This window comes from Acinetobacter colistiniresistens, from assembly GCF_024582815.1.
Classification (GTDB): Bacteria; Pseudomonadota; Gammaproteobacteria; order Pseudomonadales; family Moraxellaceae; genus Acinetobacter.
In genome coordinates this window covers 209,029-231,060 of record NZ_CP102099.1, presented here as the reverse complement: position 1 = coordinate 231,060, position 22,032 = coordinate 209,029, and the positions used below count along the sequence as shown (strand labels likewise).

At 43.0% G+C, this 22,032-nt stretch carries 20 protein-coding genes and 1 tRNA gene; 12 read left to right on the top strand and 9 right to left on the bottom strand.

Annotated elements, in window-relative coordinates; translation table 11 throughout:
• Positions 1-84: 84 nt before the first annotated feature.
• A complete protein-coding gene (gene asd, locus NQU59_RS01100) occupies positions 85-1,203 on the bottom strand; it encodes an aspartate-semialdehyde dehydrogenase (protein WP_005239899.1) in 1,119 nt (372 codons plus the stop codon).
• Positions 1,204-1,391: 188 nt separating this feature from the next.
• Here asd and NQU59_RS01095 point away from each other — a divergent pair, with 188 nt between their 5' ends.
• The gene (locus tag NQU59_RS01095) at positions 1,392-2,516 is read left to right on the top strand and encodes an endonuclease/exonuclease/phosphatase family protein (protein ID WP_096911257.1); all 1,125 of its coding nucleotides are present in this window, start codon (positions 1,392-1,394) and stop codon (positions 2,514-2,516) included.
• A 313-nt stretch (positions 2,517-2,829) separates the two neighbouring features.
• Here NQU59_RS01095 and NQU59_RS01090 read toward each other — a convergent pair whose 3' ends face one another.
• The 4 genes from NQU59_RS01090 to NQU59_RS01075 all read right to left on the bottom strand — a co-directional run bounded on the left by NQU59_RS01090 (position 2,830) and on the right by NQU59_RS01075 (position 5,727).
• Positions 2,830-3,372 carry a hypothetical protein gene (locus NQU59_RS01090; protein ID WP_257064610.1) on the bottom strand — a complete coding sequence of 181 codons (543 nt, stop codon included), beginning with the start codon at positions 3,370-3,372 and terminating at the stop codon, positions 2,830-2,832.
• A 23-nt stretch (positions 3,373-3,395) separates the two neighbouring features.
• Positions 3,396-3,480, bottom strand: a tRNA-His gene (locus NQU59_RS01085).
• Between the two features lie 86 nt (positions 3,481-3,566).
• Positions 3,567-4,448, bottom strand: coding sequence for a DUF6502 family protein (locus tag NQU59_RS01080; RefSeq protein ID WP_257064608.1), 882 nt, complete (start codon positions 4,446-4,448; stop codon positions 3,567-3,569).
• A 43-nt stretch (positions 4,449-4,491) separates the two neighbouring features.
• A complete protein-coding gene (locus NQU59_RS01075; protein WP_257064606.1) occupies positions 4,492-5,727 on the bottom strand; it encodes a cupin-like domain-containing protein in 1,236 nt (411 codons plus the stop codon).
• Between the two features lie 135 nt (positions 5,728-5,862).
• On the opposite strand from NQU59_RS01075, the gene NQU59_RS01070 reads away from it, so the two are divergent.
• On the top strand, positions 5,863-7,410 hold the full coding sequence (locus NQU59_RS01070) for a PT dipeptide repeat lipoprotein (protein ID WP_257064605.1): 1,548 nt from the start codon (positions 5,863-5,865) through the stop codon (positions 7,408-7,410).
• 68 nt (positions 7,411-7,478) lie between these two features.
• On the opposite strand, the gene NQU59_RS01065 is transcribed toward NQU59_RS01070, so the two are convergent.
• A complete protein-coding gene (locus NQU59_RS01065) occupies positions 7,479-8,414 on the bottom strand; it encodes an LpxL/LpxP family acyltransferase (RefSeq protein ID WP_096911269.1) in 936 nt (311 codons plus the stop codon).
• 127 nt (positions 8,415-8,541) lie between these two features.
• Here NQU59_RS01065 and NQU59_RS01060 point away from each other — a divergent pair, with 127 nt between their 5' ends.
• Positions 8,542-9,072 carry an O-acetyl-ADP-ribose deacetylase gene (locus NQU59_RS01060; RefSeq protein WP_257064604.1) on the top strand — a complete coding sequence of 177 codons (531 nt, stop codon included), beginning with the start codon at positions 8,542-8,544 and terminating at the stop codon, positions 9,070-9,072.
• 55 nt (positions 9,073-9,127) lie between these two features.
• On the opposite strand, the gene NQU59_RS01055 is transcribed toward NQU59_RS01060, so the two are convergent.
• Positions 9,128-11,032, bottom strand: a complete 1,905-nt coding sequence (locus NQU59_RS01055) for an ATP-binding cassette domain-containing protein (protein ID WP_257064603.1) — start codon at positions 11,030-11,032, stop codon at positions 9,128-9,130.
• Positions 11,033-11,064: 32 nt separating this feature from the next.
• Between NQU59_RS01055 and NQU59_RS01050 the strand changes: the two genes are divergently transcribed.
• From NQU59_RS01050 to NQU59_RS01020, 7 genes are all read left to right on the top strand, one after another.
• Entirely contained in the window at positions 11,065-11,310 is a 246-nt protein-coding gene (locus NQU59_RS01050) for a SlyX family protein (protein WP_005239882.1), read from the top strand.
• A gap of 235 nt (positions 11,311-11,545) precedes the next feature.
• Positions 11,546-11,995, top strand: coding sequence for a hypothetical protein (locus tag NQU59_RS01045; protein WP_005278815.1), 450 nt, complete (start codon positions 11,546-11,548; stop codon positions 11,993-11,995).
• Positions 11,996-12,028: 33 nt separating this feature from the next.
• Positions 12,029-14,668, top strand: coding sequence for a type I DNA topoisomerase (gene topA / locus NQU59_RS01040; RefSeq protein ID WP_005239880.1), 2,640 nt, complete (start codon positions 12,029-12,031; stop codon positions 14,666-14,668).
• Positions 14,669-14,757: 89 nt separating this feature from the next.
• Positions 14,758-15,516 carry a hypothetical protein gene (locus NQU59_RS01035; protein WP_257064601.1) on the top strand — a complete coding sequence of 253 codons (759 nt, stop codon included), beginning with the start codon at positions 14,758-14,760 and terminating at the stop codon, positions 15,514-15,516.
• A 177-nt stretch (positions 15,517-15,693) separates the two neighbouring features.
• Entirely contained in the window at positions 15,694-16,266 is a 573-nt protein-coding gene (locus NQU59_RS01030) for an HdeD family acid-resistance protein (RefSeq protein WP_005239869.1), read from the top strand.
• Positions 16,267-16,383: 117 nt separating this feature from the next.
• On the top strand, positions 16,384-18,363 hold the full coding sequence (locus NQU59_RS01025; RefSeq protein ID WP_257064599.1) for an ATP-dependent helicase: 1,980 nt from the start codon (positions 16,384-16,386) through the stop codon (positions 18,361-18,363).
• A 90-nt stretch (positions 18,364-18,453) separates the two neighbouring features.
• Positions 18,454-18,699, top strand: a complete 246-nt coding sequence (locus tag NQU59_RS01020) for an RNA recognition motif domain-containing protein (protein WP_004655993.1) — start codon at positions 18,454-18,456, stop codon at positions 18,697-18,699.
• Positions 18,700-18,804: 105 nt separating this feature from the next.
• Here the strand turns inward: NQU59_RS01020 and NQU59_RS01015 are convergent, their stop codons facing one another.
• Positions 18,805-19,149: an EF-hand domain-containing protein gene (locus NQU59_RS01015; protein ID WP_257064598.1), complete on the bottom strand. Its 345-nt coding sequence runs from the start codon at positions 19,147-19,149 to the stop codon at positions 18,805-18,807.
• Between the two features lie 84 nt (positions 19,150-19,233).
• On the opposite strand from NQU59_RS01015, the gene NQU59_RS01010 reads away from it, so the two are divergent.
• Both NQU59_RS01010 and NQU59_RS01005 read left to right on the top strand, forming a co-directional pair.
• A complete protein-coding gene (locus NQU59_RS01010) occupies positions 19,234-19,737 on the top strand; it encodes a DUF6586 family protein (RefSeq protein ID WP_004655987.1) in 504 nt (167 codons plus the stop codon).
• Between the two features lie 103 nt (positions 19,738-19,840).
• Positions 19,841-20,122 (top strand): hypothetical protein, encoded by a 282-nt coding sequence (locus tag NQU59_RS01005; protein ID WP_257064597.1) that lies wholly within the window; start codon positions 19,841-19,843, stop codon positions 20,120-20,122.
• A gap of 60 nt (positions 20,123-20,182) precedes the next feature.
• Here NQU59_RS01005 and NQU59_RS01000 read toward each other — a convergent pair whose 3' ends face one another.
• A complete protein-coding gene (locus NQU59_RS01000; protein WP_257064596.1) occupies positions 20,183-21,898 on the bottom strand; it encodes a cation:proton antiporter in 1,716 nt (571 codons plus the stop codon).
• Between the last annotated feature and the right edge of the window lie 134 nt (positions 21,899-22,032).

Sequence of the window (22,032 nt, the reverse complement as noted above, 5' to 3'; positions counted from 1 at the left end):
AAATGAATTGTAAATTATTCATCTTTCATCACATGAAAAAAGCCGATCAAATGTGATCGGCTTTTGATTTTTAGCAATTTTTGCTTAAGCGTTCTTGTATTCCACCAGAATACGAAGCATACGACGCAATGGCTCAGCAGCACCCCAAAGCAGTTGGTCACCGACTGTAAATGCACCAAGATACTCTTTACCCATATTGAGTTTGCGTAAACGACCGACAGGAACAGTTAAAGTACCGGTAACGGCAACAGGAGTCAGATCAGTCATTGATGCTTCACGGGTATTTGGAACCACTTTTGCCCATTGGCTTGAATGACGAATCATGTCTTCGATTTCATCAAGCGCAACATCTTTTTTCAATTTCAAGGTAATCGCTTGAGAGTGGCAACGCATTGCACCGATACGAACACAGTGACCGTCAATCGGAACGATCTGCTGGTTGCCTAAGATCTTGTTGGTTTCAACCTGACCTTTCCATTCTTCTTTCGATTGACCGCTTTCGAGTTGTTTGTCGATATAAGGGATCAATGAGCCTGCCAGTGGCACGCCAAAGTTAGCTTTAGGGAAGCCTTCGCCACGTTGCAAATCTGCGATTTGACGGTCAATATCAAGAATTGCAGATTTAGGATCATCCAATAATTCTTTAGTATTGTTATACAAATAGCCCATACCTGTGATCAGTTCACGCATGTTTTGCGCACCTGCACCCGATGCAGCCTGATAGGTCATTGAGGTTGCCCATTCCACTAAATTATTTTGGAACAGTGAACCTAAGCCCATCAACATCAATGAAACGGTACAGTTACCGCCCACGAAAGTTTTAGTGCCATTGACTAAACCATCTTTGATCACGTTTAAGTTGACTGGATCAAGAACGATAATCGCATCATCTGCCATACGCAGTGTTGATGCTGCATCAATCCAGTAACCATTCCAACCCTCAGCTTTCAGCTTTGGAAAAACTTCAGAGGTATAATCACCACCTTGGCAGGTTAAAATGACATCCATTTGCTTCAGACTGTTAATGTCCGTTGCATCCATAAGTGCTGGGGCAGTCTTACCACCAAATGAAGGTGCTTCACCACCTGCATTACTGGTAGAGAAATAGAATGGCTCAATATGAGCAAAATCATTCTCTTCAACCATACGTTGCATCAGGACAGAACCCACCATCCCACGCCAACCGACCAGACCTACTTTCATGTCATTGTGCCTCGGTATGTAAAAAAATTAAAAGGGGTTTGAGTGTATCAAAAGTGCCCACAACTGCAAGCTTTACTGAAATAAAACAGTGCGTTTATTGAGTGAAATAACTTGTTTATATTAGATAGAAAATTGATAAAGCGAAAACTTTATTGTAAATGTATGCTACCCCAAAGAGAAAAAACAACATGATCGGGATTCAGATTGGTGCGGTGCTGGTGATATGGCTTTCATTTTGGTCCTTGATTCCCCGAGATGAATGGTGGATTCGAGGAGCAGATTTTCCTAGATTACAAATATTGGCATTGGGGATCATCGTATTTTTTCTGATGTTATTTGTACTCCCCAATTGGACTTTAAGTACCGAGTTGCTGTTTATAGGCTTGGTGGCGGCAATTGCCTATCAACTCAAAATGGTATTGCCTTATACACCGTTATGGCGCAAACAGGTGAAGAAAGTCAAAAAGGCACAACTCAATCCTGAGCAACAAATTTCTTTACTGGTGGCGAATGTGTTAACCCCAAACCATCAATACCATCTTTTGATTGAGCAGATTAATCGCTTGAAACCCGATTTGGTACTGACGCTTGAATCGAATGCAGCGTGGCAGCAAGCCCTTAGTCCAATTGAAGCTGATTATCCCTTCCGTGTCCCTGTACCTTTAGAAAATCTATATGGCATGCACCTGTATAGTCGTTTGCCCTTAAATGATACGGAAGTTAAATTTATTCTGAGTGATGAAATTCCATCAATTCATACCACGGTGACATTGCCTTCTGGCGTACAAGTGCAGTTGTATTGTTTACATCCCAAACCACCGAGTCCAACAGAAGCCAAAGACTCAACTTTAAGAGATGCCGAGTTGCTGATTGTAGGGGATCAGATCAAAGATATTGATCAGAGCTGTATTGTGATGGGAGATTTAAATGATGTGGCGTGGTCCAGAACAACCCGTTTATTTCAGCGCATCAGTGGTTTGCTTGATCCACGCGTCGGGCGTTATTTTATAAATACCTTTCATGCAGATTATCCGTTATTGAGATGGTCGCTGGATCATATCTTTCATAGCACTGATTTTGGGTTGGTGGAAATGAAACGCGTCGCTCATATTGGTTCAGATCATTTCCCCGTATATGTGGTCTTACAAACAGGGCGGGTGTTTGAGCAACAACAACAGGCGTTGGAGCAGTCTGTTGAGGATGAACAAGAGGCGCAAGAAGCGATACAGGAGGGGATTGAAAAGGCTGAACAAGAAGAGAAAGCAGTGACCGATTCTTTAGCTCAACCGCATAAGCAACGCATGCAAAACTGATGTTATCCGAGAGGGACTTGGGCAATGGCTTGATTTTAAAGTTTAACTAATTAATGTACGTTATTTCGTACATAGATTTAAGTCTGTAACGAATAGTCGGACATGCCTAAAAGGTTTATTCTAAATACATCAGCACAAGGATGCAGGAATGGATTTCCGTTTAAGGATAGCAACGCTGAGATGGAAAAGTCATCATGGATATGATGCATGCGATGGACGCAGGAAAATAAAAATAAAGTGAAAGCACAACCTCATTTACCCGAGTTTTGCAGGATGCAGAACTCGGGTTTTAATTTTGTGATATGACAATATTCTATTCGGGTTTTTCTCCCTTCGGTATTTCAGGGTGTTCACCATTTGGCACTTCAGGAAGTGTGATAGGAGGTTGCTCTGTTCCAATATCTTTTGAAATACGGCGTTTGTGAATAGGAACAGTAATTTTGGCTACATCACATTTTTCCCAAGGGATATCATTCTTCGGCAATTCAGTCTGATAAAAAGCATTATATTTTACAGTGAAGGGAAGTTCGGTTTGTGCAAAGTTAAGATCGAGCTCATATATACGTGTTTCATATGGACGCAAGACTTGAAGTTCGTCTTGATCTGCGCCACACCGTAGAGCTTGACCATGAAACATTGTAGTTTGATCAATTTGATATTCAATTGGACGACAGAGCGGAGTCAATTGATAGACATAATTCGGTGTGGTGTTTTTAATTTCGATTTGTAGTGGGGTGATGTTGAGTGGCTGAACATGACCAAGAGGCAGAGGTTGTTTTGACTCTGCATCGATCAGTCGCAAATTGCGCTGTATTCCCATACAGGTATTTTGGGTTTCTTGTGGAACAGTGACCACATATTCATAAGCTTCATCTTTGTCGCCGGTCGAAGGATTAGAACCCCCACCATTGCCTCCACCGGGCAATGGTTTTTGTGTACCGGAACCGCTCCCACCCAGACTGACATTGGCAACAGAAAAGTTTTCTCCACACGCAGTTAACACAACCACTGAAATGAAAGAAATCGTAACGAGCAATAAGCTTCTCATTGTTATTTATCCTTAAAAATATAAGGCACTTGTAGTGTTATCTGAGTATCGTACTGATAGACACCAAAGCGAAATTGATAATCCGCATCATCTTTTTCTTGGTCTTGGTCACAATGCTGGATCGCCGCATTTAAGAGTTGTTTTGCCATGTCTTGCCAAAGTTGGATACTCAACTGTCGAAGTGCTTCAACCGATGCTGCTGTTAATTTTTCGGCATGTACGGCTTGTTCGAGATGGGTAAAAGGTTTTTCACTAATAAAGTTATCAACCCCTGCGGCCAAATGGTCGCTGAGATTTGCAGAGAAGAGGGCTTTGCTTTCTTGCATCTGATTATCTGGAGTAAAGCTATTTTGTTGTAATACAACTTGCTGATCAATTTGCTCAACGACACCTAAGCGTTGTAATTCGAATAAAATTGAACGAGGATGTTTTTCAGTAGAAATATGTTTCACCAACGCCTCAAAGCTATTTTCCTCACCAGAGATTGGAATTTGATGAGGAAGATCCAAGGCAATCCAGCGTGCAATCACACGGGCAGGGACACTAATGGCAAAATTAGGGGCTTCAGTGCTGGCTTGATTGGCTTGCTGTCTAAAGGCACTGACATCTTTGCGATGTAACCCTGATAATAAACTGACCGCTGAATCGGTTTTATTTTGTTTGATGCGTTCTAACTCAGCCAATGCCTGTTGATAAAAAATCGGTTTCAGTGCAGCAACAAAATCAGTATAACCGACCCCCGAATGAATCAGCCAACGCGCAATATGTTGCATCATTGGAAAAATGCTTTCCAATGTGGTTTCTGCATCTTGTGGAATCACGCCAGATGCATTCGGCAGAGGTTGCTCATTGTTTATTATGACTGGGGCTGCGGGTTTGACCATTAAATCACCTTAACAATGGATTCGACATAAATTACTTTAAGCATCAGCTTGGAGATGGGAACGATTCAGCGCCCCCATTATCGATATTAAAATGAGTAAAAGAAACACTCATCGAAATATCTAGACTTTCGACACAATGCCACCAACCCAGCGGAATGAACAAGGATTCCCCTTCGTTCAGGATGCATTCGATTTTATTGCTATGGATAAAATCAGGGAATGCTTCAACTAAATTGGGTTGATGAGGATCGGCAATTCTACTAAATACGGCCACATCATTATAGAGATGCGGTGTTTGTAAGGCTGGAATCAGGGTAACTTTTTTCCGCCCATAAATTTGCACCAGAACGTTATTGGTTAAGTCATGATGTAGAGGCGTAAATGTCCCTTTGGGCCCGAACCAGATGAAGCTACGATCATAGACCTGAGTATGGTCAGTATAGCCATGAAAATGATCAATATCCTGAAACAAAGCTGCTAGACTGGCGTGGCTGGCCTTGGCATTGTTTGCGGTCATATAAAAATTATTGGAATGTTGGCTCTGCTCGACTAAATCGACAAAGTCATGCATCTGCATCTTGGTTTTATGTTGAGTTGAATTTCGTTCAAATAAAGGGTCTTGTTCCCGATTGAATTGGACTTCGACTTCTTGTGTACCGACAGTTTGTTTGAAATATTGGGGCGACCATTTGTGCAAAGCAGGCCAATGTTGGATGGCATCGGTCAAAATCACAGGGAGGTTACGGCTGTAATAATCTTGAATAAATTCTGAGAAGGTAGGTTTTGAAATTCGCTTAATCTGCTGATAGTCAGGATTTAAACGGGCAAAACGATCGAGGGTATCCAAGAGCCAATTGCGTTTTTTGAGCAGAAAATGTTGTTCTTGAGCAATTTGAAAATAAGGATGTTGCTTGAGTTGCACCCATTCCAGCGCAATATCAATTTCACTCAGTCCTTGTTGGCTTAAAGTTTGATAAATATCCGCTTTACTTAAACCATCGAGTACCGCCTGAGCCAGCCATTTCTTTTGTTCAGGAGGAAACACACTGTTGAGTTGGGTTGGGTTTGCTGCTGCGGCCTGTTCAAGTTCCCTGTAATGTTGCTCTTCAGCCTGTGTTGAAGCAGAGAAATCTTTATTCAGGTCAATTAAACCTTCACGCAACAAAATATTGACTAAGTCGATCGGAGCACAACCGCGCGCTAAATTCTCCTCTAACCATGCACGCCATGCTTCAGGTAAAGCACTGAATTGTCTTGCTAAGTTCTGTTGAGCATCCATACATTCGAACCATCCATACAAAATGATTTTGACCTTTCGTTATTAATTTACGCAGAAACATATTTGCACTCAAGAATAAAAGTGTTAAATTTTCACATACACAATATGTGAAAAAATCACACAGAGGGTGATGCAATGAAAAATATATGGACTCAACTTGCACTTAGCGTAACTTGCGCACTTTTAGTTGGTTGTGGATCTGATAATGATCGGGATTCAACCCCAACCCCAACTCCAACGCCACCAACCCCAACACCACCTACGCCGACACCACCGACCCCAACGCCTCCCACGCCAACCCCAACACCGACTCCAACGCCTGTTGTGGCGGATCGTTTTGTGGGATCTTGGTTGGGAGGCTTTTGTTTTGAAGGGCGTCGTTCAAATTTGACGGTCTATAAGGCTTCAGATAATAGTGTTCGCTTTACCACGGAAACCCGTCAGTTCGAAAAACAGGACTGTACTGGGGCTGTGGTTAAAAATTATGCAGTTGCTACGGATGATGCATTACTGACGGAGATTGCTGCGACTGAAACCAGTGGCACAACTACAGCGAACCGAGTGAAATATAGTGATCGCTACCGACCAAATGGGATTGCTTCAGCTTATGCCTTTAAAGGTGACGGCATGTGTGCTGTGAGTGAAACAGCGAGTATCAAAGATATTCAAACCTATATGGATTCAGTCGATCCATCTACAGTTGTCACGTGTTATACCCGTACCAATGTTGAAGGCTATAGCTTATTGAAACCGACGGTGGCTAAGGCAACCGCAAGTTATCGTCTACTCGATAATCAAGCGGCGTGGACAAACTTCTTGGCGCAAGCCAATGAGCAGGGGAGTCAAGGTTTTGCTTTGGCAGCTACGTCTTTGGATGTGAAAAAAGCCAATAGTGATTTCCCTGAGCCGAAGAATTTATATATAAAAAATAATGCTTCAACCGATACTTATAGTTATAAAATTGCGGATGTTAAAACTAATGTGGTCGCCAATGTTTATTTGTTCTGGTTGGCTGAAATTAAAAAGCAAGGCGAGTCTGGTTTTGCCTATAAGTCTTCATTAGGTGAAGATCCAAGCAATAATTATAAATATCTATTCGTGAAAAACGATAAAAAATCAGTAACCTATAGTTATGATAATCGCTTTATTGTGAGTGGTAATGCAAATCGCACCAATATTTTGGCAGCCTTCAATGAACTCGGAGCGCAAGGTTGTAAATTGATTTATGCAGGCAGTACTTTTACCAATAATGGAACGACCACAGGAACATTCTATGTACCTACCTGTGTCAACAGTAGTGCTCATAATGGAACCTATAGTTATCGTTATTTTGAAATGCCCAAGTCCGATGCGGGATTTTATGATGACAATCCAACCAAGCTGGATGTATTGCTGAAGCAACAAGCTGCTGAAGGTTATCACCTAATTGATAAGGACAATGCGATTCAGTTCTTCAATACTAAAGGCTATTTATTTGAACGCGATAGTGAAAGCACAACCAGCATTGAATCAAAAGTTTTTAAAGCAGATGCGATTTATAAACTGGATCTGCCAAGTGAAGTCCAAAATCGTTTACAAGATCAGGGCAATTTAGGCTGGTTCATTAATGTTAAATTAGGTTCAGTGTATAGCAACACGCCAACCTATTTTGATTTAAATACCGGTGTGATTTTCCCGAATTAATTGTTGTTCTTGATTGAATCTAGAGCCGCTTCATTAAAGAATGAAGCGGCTCTTTTTGCATTAATGCATTAATAAATTTTGTCGTAACCTTCGGCACGGGTTTTAAAACGACGGTGGAACCACATCCATTGGGTGGGTGCGATGCGCAGTTGTGCTTCAATAATCTGATTGACGCGAACTGCATCATCCACTTCATCTTCACTTGGCATATTTTCCACCATTGGCTCAATCAACACTTTATATTGCGGATTGCGAATATCGCCATAACGGTAAAAATACAAGGGAACTGCGACGGCTTTTGATATTTTTAACAAACGGCGGTGGGCCGTTACGGTTGCTGCCGGCACTCCAAAGAAGGGCGCCATCACGCCTTGTTTTAAACCAAAATCCTGATCTGGGCTGTACCAGATTGCACCGCCGTCTTTGAGGCGACGAATTAAGCCACGCATGTCATCGTGGTCAATCTGATGTTGATAAATCGTCGCGCGGCAACGATAAATCAGCATATCTAACAGCGGATTATTCTGTGGTCGGTATACGACATCAGGTTCAAAGTATTGAGCTGAAATATAACCGCCTGCATCGAGCAAAGTACTGTGTGTACCGAGTAATAATACGCCTTTGCCTTGCGCCTGTGCATGGGTGATATGTTCTAAGCCTTCAACACTGTGGCGACCTTTAAACCACTTTGGACAGTACCATGCATTCAGGGTTTCAAATACCCCCAGCATCATATCCACAAACACCTGTTTGGCTTGTGCTTCAACTTCCGCAGGAGACCACTCTGGGAAACAGAGTTCTAAATTCCGAAGTGTGGTTTTACGGCGTGATTTAAGGAGGCGCCAACACAAAGCCGCCAAGCCATGAGCCAAGCGCCACTGAATTGCCCAAGGTAAGACGGCCAATAGCATTAAAAAAGTAATGGCGATCCAGATTTTCCAATACTTGGGTAAGAGAAATTCCCATTGAAATTCGCCAGGGGTATAAGGCTGTTTTTGACTCATAAATGCGAAAAATGAATAACGTTGAATTTTGCAGCAGTGTAGCATGAAGTGTGGGTGGCGACTTTAAATGTCATATTAAATGAAGTTGGTTTTTATAATTGTTTAGCTAAAATAAAAGGAGAAAAGATTGAAAAGCACCAATATTATAAAAGGTGATATTACTCAAATTGTTGTCGATGCGATTGTCAATGCAGCGAATACTTCACTATTAGGCGGTGGGGGTGTTGATGGGGCGATTCATCGGCAGGGTGGAGCTGCAATTTTGGCTGATTGTCAGAAGATTCGTGCTAAGCAAGGGGGCTGTGCTGTTGGAGAAGCTGTGGTGACGACGGCTGGAAATTTACCTGCAAAATATGTGATTCATACTGTTGGACCAACATGGGTAGATGGACAACATCAGGAAGCCAGATTGCTCGAAAATGCATATCGGAATTGCTTTAAATTGGCAGAGCAGTTGGAACTGGAGCATGTTGCCTTTCCAAATATTTCAACAGGAATCTATCGTTTCCCTAAGCAACTTGCTGCCGAAATTGCCTTAACTACAATCAGTAAAGAATTAAGTCAAAGCCAGTTTGTACAAGAAGTGATTTTTGTTTGTTTTGATGATGAAAACTTGAATATTTACCAACAAATTAAAGATGATTTTAATTTAGAGTAAATCGAATATATGGGAAATAAGCATTTACCCTCGAAAGGGTAAATGCTTACTCTGCTTAGCTGCCTTTCGACATATTTTCTAAAATGTCCCAACGCTCTAGCTTTTCCAACAGTAACTCTTCAATTTCTGCTAAACGTTGGCTGGCTGCTGTTGCGGCATTGGCATCCGAAACAAACCATGAACCATCCGCCAGTTTCGCTGACAACTCTGCTTGTTCAGTTTCCAGTTTTTCAATTTCAGCAGGCAGTTGTTCAAGCTCACGCTGATCTTTATAACTGAGCTTCACTTTTTTCGGTGCTGCTGCGGCAGCCGCTGCTTCAGCTTTGGCTTGTGCTTTTTTTACATCACTTTTTTGATCAACCACTTTTTGGTCAGGGCGCTGTTCCAAGTAATCTTGATATCCACCGATGTATTCATCAATCTGACCTTTACCATCAAACACCCAAGTTGAGGTCACGACATTGTCCATGAAGGCACGGTCATGCGAGATCAGTAGCAAAGTGCCTTTGTAGTCAGACAACATTTCTTCAAGCAACTCAAGTGTCACCATATCCAAGTCATTGGTTGGCTCATCCATGACGATCAAGTTTGATGGCTTGAGTAACAGTTTTGCCAACAGGATACGGTTTCTCTCACCACCAGACAGGGCTTTAACTGGTGTACGGGCACGTTCTGGGGAGAATAAAAAGTCTTGCAGATAACTATAGATATGACGACGGTTACCATTCACATCGACAAAGTCGGAACCTTCAGACACGTTGGCCATCACGGTTTTTTCCAGATCGAGTGCATTACGCAACTGATCAAAATAGGCAACTTCCAGTTGCGTACCAGTTTTCACTGACCCGCCGTGTTCAATCTCGCCTAAAATGGCTTTGATCAAGGTGGTTTTACCGACACCGTTGTCACCGACCAGACCGATACGGTCGCCACGTAACACGATTGCCGAGAAATCATGAATCAGAACTTTGTTGTCGTAACCGACACTTAGGTTTTCAATCTCGAACACCAACTTACCAGAGCGGTTGGCTTCTTGCGTTGCCATACTGACTTTGCCCTGTTGTGAACGACGGGCTTTAGACTGCTCACGTAAGTCTTTTAAGGCTCGGACACGACCTTCATTACGGGTCCGACGCGCTTTAATGCCTTGACGAATCCAAGCCTCTTCTTCCGCTAACTTTTTATCAAATAAAGCATTTTGTTTTTCTTCAGCTTCCATTTGCTGCGCTTTCAGTTCGAGATAGCGCGAATAGTTCCCTTCGTAGCCACGTAAAATACCACGATCAAGTTCGACAATGCGGGTCGCAATACTGTCGACAAATGAGCGGTCATGTGAAATAAACAATAACGTGAGATTGTTTTGATCGAGCAGGAACTTTTCTAGCCATTCGATACTTTCAACGTCCAAATGGTTGGTTGGTTCGTCCAGCAACAACACATCTGGCTGCGTGAGCAGGGCTCGCGCCAACAGTACACGGCGTTTACGACCGCCTGAGAGATCGGCTAAATCGGCATTGGGATCAAGTCCCATTTTACTTAGAATGGAGTTAACCTTGTTTTCTAATGCCCAACCATCCAGTTGATCCAGTTTGTGCTGTAGCATGCCCATACGGTCGCAAGCATCCATATCACCGAGGACACAGGCATCACTTGCTTCATGGTATTCTTTTAACACAATGGCAGCTTCACCGGCACCATCGGCAACGATGTCGGCAACTTTGCCCGAGTCCATTGGCACGTCTTGGGCTAACATTGAAACAGTTAAACCATTTTGAATCGAAACTTCACCGTTATCGGGTAACAAGCTTCCCTCAATCAGTTTTAATAAAGTAGACTTACCTTCGCCATTACGACCAATTAAACAGACTCGTTCGCCACGTTCCAGGTTAAAGTTCGCGCCGTCGAGTAAGGCAGGTCCGCCGAATGCGAGATGGACATCCCTTAAAGTAATATAGGCCATAATGTTTCCTAAAAGTTCAGATGAGGTCTGAAATGACTAAACCACAAAATTTTGATGATCACGCGTCATTTTCCGCACCCATTGAAGATTTGCAAGTCCGAATTGCATTTTTGGATGAATTAGTTGAACAATTGAATGATCAACTTGCGATTCAGGCCAAAGAGATTGCAGATTTGAAAAAACAAATGCAGATACTTTATCAACGGGTCGAGGCTTCAGATTTATCCGAAGGTATTGCTCCGTTTGACCCAATGAGTGATAAACCACCGCATTATTAAGCCATTCAAACTGTGACTGTTTTGATGAATGGTTTACAGTCAAAATTAAGTGATGTATTTATTATGTATTTAAGGTATGAATAATATTTTAAACTTTAGAATAATAAGGTTAGATTATGGCGATATATTCAAGTTTGAATTTTAAACCAATGTCCTGAATAGCTACATGTAAGGAAAACTTGCCTTTTGGATTCAACTTATGTAACGCTAATAAAAGGAAGTTTTGGACGGCCTTATGAGTAATATTGGAATTTGGATCACAGTTGCGATTGTACTGTTTGTACTTGGCTCAATTTTTGGCTTACGTGTCAGTCCACGAGAAAAAGCATTGGGCATGATGCGTGATCAAGCTCGCAAGATGGGGTTGCATCCACGTTTAATTGCCGCGCCAGAATGGACCAAGATCCCAATGGCCTCGGAAAAGCGTGCCAGCATGGTGGCCTATTATAGTGTATTGATTCCAGATGCTCGTTTAAGTTTAATGCGCGCAAGAGTGGTGGATGGCAAGCTTCAGGTGGTGCAAGGTGATCAGAAATTTAATGATTTAACCATTGCATTAAAAGGAGTTTATGCTATTGATATGCAGGCAAACTGTGTCGGGCTATATTGGGATGAAGAAACTGACTTAAAAGCCACACAGCTTGAAGCGATGAAAGCTTATTTACATGAACTAGCACAACGCTAATTATTTGATTGAACACAGGAAAAACGATTTATTATGGCGAAAACTCCACGCTCTGCTTCAGAAAGCACAGCAGCTTCCGCATCTGCTGCAAAGAAACGTGCCTTAGTGATTGTGGAGTCGCCTGCAAAAGCGAAAACAATTAATAAATATTTGGGTTCACAATTCGTGGTGAAGTCATCTGTAGGGCATGTCCGTGACTTACCTACAGGAGGCGGGGCAAAATCCACTGAAAAGAAGCCTGCAACCCGCGCCAAACTGACCGATGAACAGAAGGCTGAAAAAGCACAGTCTGCACTCATCAACCGTATGGGGGTTGATCCAGAGCATGACTGGATTGCGCATTATGAAGTACTGCCAGGCAAAGAACATGTGGTTGCTGAACTCAAAAAACTCGCCAAAGATGCCGATGCCATTTATCTCGCAACGGATTTGGATAGAGAAGGGGAAGCCATTGCTTGGCATTTAAGAGAAGTGATTGGTGGCGATGACAGTCGTTATCACCGTGTGGTGTTTAACGAAATTACCAAAAATGCCATTCAGGAAGCGTTTAAACAGCCCACACGCCTCGATTTAAACCGAGTTAATGCACAGCAAGCACGCCGTTTCCTTGATCGTGTAGTGGGTTTTATGGTCTCGCCATTGCTCTGGGAAAAAATTGCTCGTGGATTATCGGCAGGTCGTGTGCAATCGGTTGCAGTGAAACTGGTGGTCGAGCGTGAACGTGAAATCCGTGCCTTTATCCCTGAAGAATACTGGCAAGTGTTTGCAGACACGATTTCCAAGAAAGATGACATTCGCCTTGAAGCGGTTAAGCAAGCGGGCAAAACCCTTAAACTAAAAAATAAAGCAGAAACTGATGCGTTATTGAACGTATTAAAAGATGCGGAATATAAAGTTGCATTACGCGAAGATAAACCAACCAAGGTTAATCCAAGTGCACCCTATATCACTTCAACCTTACAACAAGCGGCCAGTACACGCTTAGGTTTCTCAGTCAAGAAAACCATGATGTTGGCGCAGCGTTTGTATGAAGGTGGTTTTATTACTTATATGCGTACCGACTCAACGTTTTTGAGCGATGACGCCGTGAATATGGTGCGTAATCATATTCAGCAAAACTTTGGTGATAAATACTTACCAGCCAAGCCAAATCGTTACGGCAATAAGGCGGGGGCACAAGAAGCCCATGAAGCCATTCGCCCATCTGATGTTGGCTTAACCGGTGACAAGCTGGCTGGCGTAGAGCGCGATGCACAGCGTTTATATGATTTGATCTGGCGTCAGTTTGTTGCTTGTCAAATGACACCCGCTGAATATCTGTCTTCAACCTTAACGGTTGAAGCGTCAAATGTTGAATTAAAGGCCAAAGGCCGTACCTTGGTATTTGATGGTTTTACTCGCGTGCGCGGGGCCAACAAGTCCGATGATGATATTTTATTGCCTGCGGTGAAAGTGGGTGAAGTACTTAAGCTGGAAAAACTTGATCCAAGTCAGCATTTTACCAAGCCACCTGCACGTTTTACCGAAGCATCGTTGGTGAAAGAATTAGAGAAAAAAGGCATTGGTCGTCCGTCAACCTATGCGGCGATTATCTCGACCATTCAAGAACGTGGTTATGTCAAATTGGAAAACCGTCGTCTCTTTGCCGAGAAGATGGGCGAGATTGTCACTGATCGTCTGGATGAAAGTTTTAATAACCTGATGAATTATGCATTTACTGCGGATTTAGAAGGTCAGCTCGACCGCGTTGCGATGGGTGAGCGAAACTGGAAAGAGCTGTTGGATACATTCTACGGTGATTTCAAAAATCGTTTAACCAACGCACAGGGTGAAAGCGGCATGCGTCGCAATCAGCCTGTGGAAGTGCCTGATGTGCCGTGTCCTGAATGTTCACGTCCAATGCAGGTACGTACCGGTACGACAGGCGTATTCTTGGGTTGCTCAGGTTATAACTTGCCACCGAAAGAACGGTGTAAAGGCACCCTCAACTTAACCCCAGTCGAGTCTTTGGCTGCTTTGTCTGATGATGATGGTGCTGAAACGGCTGACCTCATGTCGAAACATCGTTGTCCTAAGTGCGGTACCGCAATGGACAGCTATGTGGTTGATGGTGGTCGTAAATTACATGTCTGTGGTAATAACCCAGATTGTGATGGCTACGAAGTTGAAGAAGGCGAATTCAAGATCAAGGGCTATGATGGTCCAACCATTCCATGTGATAAATGTGATGGTGAAATGCAGTTGAAGACAGGGCGTTTTGGTCCATATTTCGCTTGTTCAAGCTGTGACAATACCCGTAAAGTATTGAAGAGTGGGCAACCTGCGCCGCCACGTGTGGATCCAATCAAAATGGAACATCTCCGTTCTGCTAAACATGATGATTTCTTTGTGTTACGTGATGGTGCTGCAGGGTTATTCTTGGCTGCAAGCAAATTCCCGAAAATTCGTGAAACACGTGCACCGAAGGTCGCTGAACTACGCAGTGTGGCAGAGCAACTTGATCCGAAATATCAGTTCTTGTTGCAAGCACCCGATGTGGATCCTGAAGGCAACCCAACGGTCGTGAAATTCAGCCGTAAGAACCAAGCGCAATATGTAGGTTCAGAGACCGCTGAAGGTAAACAAACCAAGTGGAGTCTGGTGTTTCAGGATGGAAAATGGGTAGAGGCTTAACCCTTTAAGTTTGAAAAAATGCTGGCGATTGCTGGCATTTTTTATTGAAGAAAGAAAAACAACAATGATTTTTAAATTGGGGAAGCAACATGTGGAAAAATATCCGAATTGCCTGCTTGTTGGTGGTGCTGTTGATTGTTGCGATCAATGCCTATCGGGATCAGAATCAAGATTGGAATCAGCCGATTCGTGTTCTGCTGCATCCGATTAATGCCGATGGTTCAGCCGCTACGCAACAGTATATTCAGCACTTACAGCAAGATGATTTTGTTGGGGTGAAACAATATCTGGAAAAAAATAGTCAGCAATATCGCGGACAGAGCAGCTATTTTATCATTGAAATTGGGCGTGAGTTAAATCAAGCACCGCCGAAGATGTCAGAGCAATCCAGTATTCTGAATAATATTCTATGGAGTTTAAAGTTTAGATTCTATGCATGGAAACAACATCAATCGATTGATGGTGCACCAAGTTTAACCCTGTATCTGAATTACTATGATCCGAAGCAAAGCCGGGAACTCAAGCATTCCACTGCGTTGGAACGTGGGCGGATCGGTTCCGTTAATTTATTTGCTTCAGTCAAACAGGCCCAACAAAATAATGTGGTATTGGTACATGAGTTACTGCATGGTTTTGGCGCGACTGACAAATATAACTTAGTCAATGGCGAGCCTATTTTCCCGATTGGCTATGCACAGGCAGATAAACAGCCGCTCTATCCGCAAACCGAAGCTGAAATTATGGGTGGACGGATTGCGCTGTCCGAACATAAAAGTAAAATGCCCGATGATTTAGAACAAACACTTATTGGTACACGGACTGCAAAAGAAGTCGGCTGGATCAAGTAAATTGTGGATAAGTTTTGACTTATCCCTATCTTTGAAAAAATCATTCAACTGAAAAAAGATCAAATAAAACATCTGTTTTCTGACATTCCGTCATTAATTTTCAACATGCCTTATACAGAACTTGCGGATAAACACGATCAATATAGAGATATAACATTGATGATAAAAGAGTAAATAATGATGAAAACAGTGGGTAATGATCTGATTCGCAACCAACTGCATGCCGATCGTAAATGGTATCTGTTCTTAGGTGTACTCTTGGTGATTTTCGGCTTGGTTCTTTTAGCTGCCTTACCATTTGCAACATTATCAGCAGTCTTGTTGTTTGGTGTATTGATGATGTTGGGTGGTATTCTGCATTTTGTGGCCGCATTTATGGTGTTTAAAGGGGGCACACGGTGGTTGTGGGCGCTATTTGGTGTGTTGTATCTGGCCGCGGGTTATTTTGCCTTTACCACACCAGTGATTACTGCGGTGGTGCTCACCAGTTTCTTGGCCATTGCCTTAATTGTTGCCGGAATTATTCGTACCGTAAATGCCTTTATCCTGAGACCGATTTCAGGTTGGGGGTGGGTACTGTTTTCAGGGATCTTGACTCTATTAACCGGTATTCTGATTTTATCATCGCCTGATTCACCATTTTGGGTGTTGGGCATGTTCCTTGCGATTGATATTTTGTTTCAAGGGATTAACTATCTTACTTTTGCAGGTGCAATCAAACAGTTGCCGCATAGTTCAACCACAGTCTAAAGTCTTGGTTTAAACCTGAGAGCATGTATTTACATGCTCTTTTTGTTTTTGTAGTCGAGAACAATTCAATCGCTGGAGTCTGCTAAAATAGCGGTTCATTTCTAATTGACCGATTGTATGACGCTTGCCAAGCTAATTGATGAACTGAATCCGCAACAAAAACAAGCAGCCACAACGGCTGCACAGAATTGTCTGGTTTTGGCAGGGGCAGGCTGTGGTAAAACCAAGACCATTGTGGCCAGAGCAGCCTATTTAATTGATCAGGGCTTGCCTGCACAGCAGATTCAAATTTTGACCTTTACCCGTCGGGCGGCCAGTGAAATTGTTACCCGTGTTGAACAGCATATGGGATCACAGGCCAAAGGCTTGCGTGCTTCAACTTTTCATACTTTCTGTATGTATCTATTACGTCGCAACCCAACTGCTTTTGGTCTGAGTCAGTTCAGTATTATTGATCGAGATGATCAATTGTTGATGTTCCGTCTGTTGCGTGGCAAAGATAAGGGCAATGTGTTGCCGAAAGCCGCGGAGCTGTGCGATCTCTATTCCTATGCGCGCAATACCAGAACCAAATTGTCGGATGCTTTGCTTGAGCAATTACCGCAAGCAGTGGAGTATAAGGCGCAGATTGCCGAGTTGATGAAAGCATACGAGCAACGTAAGCAAGAACGTAATTTTCTCGATTATGATGACATCCTGTCTATCGTGGCAGTGCATTTGCAGAATTCACCTGAGTTAGTGAAGTGGGTCACCAGTTTCTGTTCGGCGCTATTGGTCGATGAAATGCAGGATACCAACCCTTTGCAATGGGCACTCTTACAGCCCTTGGTGGGGAAGGTAAAACTGTTTTGTGTAGGGGATGATGCACAGTCGATTTACGGTTTCCGTGGTGCAGATTTTGAAAATATCCATCATTTTAAAGAACGTGTAGCTGATGCTGAAGTCTTGACACTAGAAATGAACTACCGTTCTACGCAAGGCATTTTAGATTTATCCAATTGGTTGCTGGATCAAAGTCAGATTGAATATGACAAGCATTTGCAAGCTTATCGTGGCACAGGTTTAAAACCACAACTGCATATTCTGAGCAATGAGTTTGAAGAGGCCAATTGGATTATCCAAGATTTGAATCGGCGCCATATGCAAGGTGCGGCTTGGGCAGAACATATGGTGTTACTGCGCTCAGGTTTTAGTGGTCGCTATTTGGAAGGGGCTTTAATTGCCGCGAATATCCCTTATCGGTTTATTGGTGGGGTGAAGCTTTTAGAATCAGCGCATGTTAAAGATGTTTTGAGCTTGCTCAGGGTCAGTGTCAATCCGCAGGATGACTTGGCTTGGATGCGTTTTCTGACGCTGTGGGATGGCGTAGGGGATGTTGGTGCCAGCAAGTTGGCACAGGAGCTGATTCAACTGCCTGATATTGAGGCACGTTGTCAGCGATTAGAGCGACATGGCAAAGTACCACAACAGGCAATTTTGATCTTGATGCAACTGGATGTGCTGCAGCAACATGTTGAAGCCTGTATTGGTTTAGCCTTGGATGCCTTGAACGAGCAGTTAGAAAATAACTATAAGACCAAAGACTGGACGCGTCGGATCAAAGACTTTGATCTGGTCAAGCAACTGGCGCGAAAGCATAGTTCACTCGGAGAGTTTTTGGAGGAATATGTACTCGATCCAATTTCAGTGTCAGAAATTGATAAAAGTCCTGATCAAGATTTAGTGACGTTGATTACCATCCACTCCGCCAAAGGAGCGGAACAAAAAGTCTGTTATGTACCGCATGTCTCTCCCAATCAATATCCACATGCACGTGCGCAAGGTGATTTTGATGATGTCGAAGAAGAACGCCGTGTACTGTACGTGGCGTTAACCCGTGCCGAGAATGAATTGATTTTGACCAAACAAAATTTAAATTTATGGTCACATGATCAATATGATGAACTGGGTAGAAAAATAGAAAGCTATTTTCTAAATGATTTACCTCAACATTTAGTGGATACGCAGATCCATCGCGATGTCCCACGTGCTTATGCGCAAGCCAAGCGTTCGCATCAAACCGCAATCAATTTAGGTTTTGGCATTGATTTCGATTAGACTAAGCAGATTCAATTTCTTGATTGATGTTGTGGGGCAGTAAATACAGCACTCTTCCATGACAGAATGAATCATCTTTTAGGTTTTAGCATGAAAATTTTAGTTCGTAATTTAGATCGTAGCGTGACTGATGCGGAGATTCTCGATTTATTCAAAGCCTATGGCAAAGTCGAGTCTTGCGTGGTGGTCAAAGATGCTGAAACAGGTAAGTCCAAGGGCTTTGGTTTTGTCGAAATGCCAAATCCACGTGAAGCGATCAAAGCCGTTAAAGGTCTCAATACCTTGAAAGTCAAAGGTTATGGCATCCGTGTGAAAATAGCAGAAGATAACGCTTAAGTTTAAATGCGCAAGCAATATAAGGCTTTATCGAATTGTCGCTCCAAGTGCTGAGCGGATTGTATAAGGGCTTAAAATCCTTGAGATTCGCTCATGGACCTTGTCTCATTTACCCCAAGTCGAACCCCAGCCTAGACAAGGATTGATGAAATAGCCATATATATTGTTGATTTCTTGTTGGTCAATTAAACCATTATGATCTTGATCGAGTGCTTTAAAAATTTTCATTCGGTTGGGGTCAATTGCGAAAGCTTTTTTCTGCCAAGAAACGGGTTGGTCTTTTAAGTGAATCAGTTGTTTCCATTCATTTTGATCAATCATTTGATCATGATTGAGATCGTAATCGGCATAGAGCTTGTCCCAATCCAAGGCAGTAGGTTCACAGCTATGCGAGAGGGGAATAGCCATACAGCATATTAAGCTCAATATGGCTTGTTGAATATGATGCATGGGCAGGCTCAAAAGATATTGATTTTATCATTAAAGCATTTAATCTTAAGCTATCCAAGCGAAAGGATCTTGAAGGAAAATATTATGTCCCGTGTTGCTCGTTACCATGCTGATCGCACCAATCAAAAACTGTATTTTGCTCGTCTGGCATGTCAACAAGCGGAGCAAACTGAACATATCCAGCAGGCACAAGCTTATCGTGAAGCAGCAGTGTTTCATTTACATGGTGCAATTTTAGCTTTCTTACAAGAATTGGTACGCTATTACCGTCTCAATGACTTACAGCCAACCTTTAAGTCCATTGAAGAGCACATGGCAGATAAAGGGCAGGTGTCACCTGAGGTGCTGGTGTTGCAGCAATTGGCAAAAGATGGTTTTGTGGCTGAATTGAAGCGTGCTTATCGTATGTGCCAATATGCGCCTGAGCCAACAGCGCCAGAACCGGAAAACGAGACTTCTTCCAATCTGATTATTAAAGTGACCCAAAGCCCACAGGCGTGGTTGCCGGATGCCAAAATTCTACGTGAATGGCATCGCGAGTTAAGTCATTTAATTGATGGTTTTCGTAATGAAATGGTGGAGTTCTAAGTCAAATCTTGAAGATGACTTGAAATCTTTGCCAACAGTACTTATATAAATAAGACGTGAGCGCAAAATACTTTGCCACCATGTTGAAGCATGGAGAAAATTTATGTCAATGCAACAGTTAAAAGAATTATTTGGTAATCAAGAAGCCGTTCTTGAATTGGTTCAACTCGAGGGTGGTGAGCTGGCTTTGCGCAATGCGGGTTCTGAAGAAAATGAGCCTTTAGTCAAGATTCAGTTTAGTGATGAAGTGAAAGCGATTTTGGGTGATCAGACCCCAACGGTTGCGCAACACATGATTCAGGCAGCTTTGTTTGGTCTTTTAGAAAAGCAGATGAACCAATGGCAAGCGGAAGTCATGGACGTACAGCCGACTCATTTGAGCTAATTCAAACACATAAAAAAAAGCGTATTTGAAGTACGCTTTTTTTTATGTTTCCACAATGAATTAGTGGGTTTCTGACTGATGCGCCAATTCGATCTGGTTCAGAATATGATGACTCATATTCTTGGCCATTTCTTCTTTGGCATAGAAGACTTCACCAATATTTTCTTCTCGAATCACCGCTGCTTCTTCTTTCGTTTCTGCGCAGATCAACACCTGAATTTCGGGATTAAGCTGTTTGGAAATATCGACAATACGATGAATATCTAAAATGTCCATTGGTGAAATCACCAGCAGACGAGCATGTTGAATGTGGGCCTGAATCAAGACATTCGGTTCGGTTGCCTCACCACTCACAGCAGCAATGCCTTCGGCACGCAATTTTTCAACGATTTCACGATTTTCTTCGGCAATTACCACTTTGATATTCTGTTGCATCAGATTTTCGCTGATACGTCGACCAACGCCACCATAGCCGATAATCACCACCTGATCGCGCAGGTAAGCCTGATCGACCTCATCTGGGAGCATGGCCAGTGGGTCACCACTACGCTCTAGTAAACGGGCCAAATGCGAGCGCTCACGAATCCAGCGTTGCGCAGGCTCAATTGCAGAGAACACAAATGAGTTTAGGGTAATTGAGAATAGGGCGCCGGCAAGAATCAGGTTTTGAGCATCAGGTGTCAGTAAACCAAGTGATAAGCCCAATGTTGCCAAAATAAAGGAGAACTCACCGATTTGTGCCAAACTCGCACCTACGGTTAAGGCGGTATTGATTGGGTAACGGAAGAACAGCACCAGTGCCATTGCAGCAAGTGTTTTGCCGACCATGATGATGGCAACCACGGCTAAAATACGTAATGGTTCTTCAACTAAAATGCTCGGATCAAACAGCATACCGACCGAAACAAAGAACAAAATCGAGAAGATTTCACGTAAGGGGAGGGTTTCTTCTTCCGCTCGGTGACTAAAGTCAGACTCTTTGACCACCATTCCCGCAAAGAAGGCACCCAGTGCCATTGAAACCCCAAACACGGCATAAGAACCGTAGGCAATGGATACTGCAGCGGCAACGACAGTAAGGGTGAATAGTTCACGCGAACCTAAACGAGCCACAAATTGCATGATGATTGGTACTAAGCGTTTACCAATAATCAGCATAAAGGCAATAAAGCCTGTGACTTTAAGCAAGGTGATGCCAATGGTAATCCAGATACTTTGTGAGGTATCTGTGCCCGGTAGTGCTTGTCCACCCAGTAACACGGCTGTTGCAGGTAAAAGCACCAAGGCCAGAACCATCACCAGATCTTCAACCAAGAGCCAGCCAACCGCAATCTTGCCGTTCACCGAGTCCAGTAAACCGCGATCTCCCAATGCCTTCAGCAGCACTACAGTACTGGCACAGGATAAGCTGAGGCCAAAGATTAACGCTGAGCCAAAGCTCCAGCCCCAAAACATGGACACGCCAATACCGAGCAGTGTTGCAACCGCAATTTGCAAAATGGCGCCAGGTAAGGCAATACGGCGTACTTGCAGTAGATCTTTGAGGGAGAAGTGCATCCCTACGCCGAACATCAGGAACATGACCCCGAGTTCAGCCAACTGGTTAGCGAGTTGGATGTCACCAACCACACCAGGCGTATTTGGACTAATAATAATGCCTGCAACGAGGTAACCAATCAAAGGAGGTAAGCGTAAACGTGCTGCGATATAGCCAAAAATAAGGGCCATACCAAAACCAACAGCAAGTAATATAATTAAATCAACATCATGTGGCATTCGAGCTCCTTAATCGTTGCGGTTAAGGTAGAAATAAATGAGCATAAAACATGCCAAGAAAACAGCGAATAAAGTGTAGCAACTAAAATCGAATTTGTTGATGACAATTTTTTTATTTATCAAAAAAAATCATG

Coding starts and splice junctions, on each gene's coding strand:
- asd (WP_005239899.1), bottom strand. CDS start 1,203: ATGAAAGTAGGTCTGGTCGGTTGGCGTGGGATGGTGGGTTCTGTCCTG.
- NQU59_RS01095 (WP_096911257.1), top strand. CDS start 1,392: ATGATCGGGATTCAGATTGGTGCGGTGCTGGTGATATGGCTTTCATTT.
- NQU59_RS01080 (WP_257064608.1), bottom strand. CDS start 4,448: ATGGTCAAACCCGCAGCCCCAGTCATAATAAACAATGAGCAACCTCTG.
- NQU59_RS01075 (WP_257064606.1), bottom strand. CDS start 5,727: ATGGATGCTCAACAGAACTTAGCAAGACAATTCAGTGCTTTACCTGAA.
- NQU59_RS01070 (WP_257064605.1), top strand. CDS start 5,863: ATGAAAAATATATGGACTCAACTTGCACTTAGCGTAACTTGCGCACTT.
- NQU59_RS01065 (WP_096911269.1), bottom strand. CDS start 8,414: ATGAGTCAAAAACAGCCTTATACCCCTGGCGAATTTCAATGGGAATTT.
- NQU59_RS01055 (WP_257064603.1), bottom strand. CDS start 11,032: ATGGCCTATATTACTTTAAGGGATGTCCATCTCGCATTCGGCGGACCT.
- NQU59_RS01050 (WP_005239882.1), top strand. CDS start 11,065: ATGACTAAACCACAAAATTTTGATGATCACGCGTCATTTTCCGCACCC.
- NQU59_RS01045 (WP_005278815.1), top strand. CDS start 11,546: ATGAGTAATATTGGAATTTGGATCACAGTTGCGATTGTACTGTTTGTA.
- topA (WP_005239880.1), top strand. CDS start 12,029: ATGGCGAAAACTCCACGCTCTGCTTCAGAAAGCACAGCAGCTTCCGCA.
- NQU59_RS01035 (WP_257064601.1), top strand. CDS start 14,758: ATGTGGAAAAATATCCGAATTGCCTGCTTGTTGGTGGTGCTGTTGATT.
- NQU59_RS01030 (WP_005239869.1), top strand. CDS start 15,694: ATGATGAAAACAGTGGGTAATGATCTGATTCGCAACCAACTGCATGCC.
- NQU59_RS01025 (WP_257064599.1), top strand. CDS start 16,384: ATGACGCTTGCCAAGCTAATTGATGAACTGAATCCGCAACAAAAACAA.
- NQU59_RS01020 (WP_004655993.1), top strand. CDS start 18,454: ATGAAAATTTTAGTTCGTAATTTAGATCGTAGCGTGACTGATGCGGAG.
- NQU59_RS01015 (WP_257064598.1), bottom strand. CDS start 19,149: ATGCATCATATTCAACAAGCCATATTGAGCTTAATATGCTGTATGGCT.
- NQU59_RS01010 (WP_004655987.1), top strand. CDS start 19,234: ATGTCCCGTGTTGCTCGTTACCATGCTGATCGCACCAATCAAAAACTG.
- NQU59_RS01005 (WP_257064597.1), top strand. CDS start 19,841: ATGTCAATGCAACAGTTAAAAGAATTATTTGGTAATCAAGAAGCCGTT.
- NQU59_RS01000 (WP_257064596.1), bottom strand. CDS start 21,898: ATGCCACATGATGTTGATTTAATTATATTACTTGCTGTTGGTTTTGGT.